Genomic DNA, 615 nt, shown 5'->3' with positions numbered 1-615 from the left:
TGGCCGCATGCCGTCGAGTTGGTCGCTAGTTGCCGCCTTGATCAATCCAGTCAAGAAACCCTCGAACAACTGCGCAAAATGTCCCGACTTCCACGTTCATGCTTTCTAAAGCATCATCATCGCCTGTCTTAAAAAGCAATCGTACACTGTCCCCGTCTCGAACTATGAAGGATTTCGAATTGTCGAACGACTCACCGCCGTTGGTCAGAAAGTCGTATCGGAAAAAGCGCTTTGAATCCGCGACAATTTCTTCTGTAGAGCGGTCATCGTCAAGGTATAGCGCATTGTCGATGATGTCCCATGCGAGCGCATCGCTCTGCCCCTGGAAAATGGCACCATCCATCTGTGGAATACGCTCCAGGATTGCCTGAAGGTGGCTCGCAGTCACGTTCAGCATGCAGGCCGGTTCGTCAAAATCGCCTAGTACCTTATCGCCTGCGCGAATACACATTCTGCCAAACACGTGGTGTGGCTCACTTCCAAACGGATCGTGAGCGCAAACAATGGCGAATTGCGCCAAGTCCCCAAAGTGCCTATAAATCGAAACTTCTGAAGTCATTCGTTCGTCGAATTTTAAAAACTCGGAAACCAGATGCGAGCGGCGGCTGATGGCCG

General features: G+C 51.2%; 1 protein-coding gene. It reads right to left on the bottom strand.

The window, feature by feature from the left end:
* Positions 1-25: 25 nt before the first annotated feature.
* Positions 26-615 (bottom strand): Imm42 family immunity protein (locus GTP41_RS26760; RefSeq protein WP_202419902.1); only part of this gene is annotated, 590 nt, incomplete at its 5' end.

This window comes from Pseudoduganella guangdongensis, from assembly GCF_009857475.1.
Lineage (GTDB): Bacteria > Pseudomonadota > Gammaproteobacteria > Burkholderiales > Burkholderiaceae_D > Rugamonas > Rugamonas guangdongensis.
This window is presented reverse-complemented; position numbering and strand designations above follow the sequence as displayed.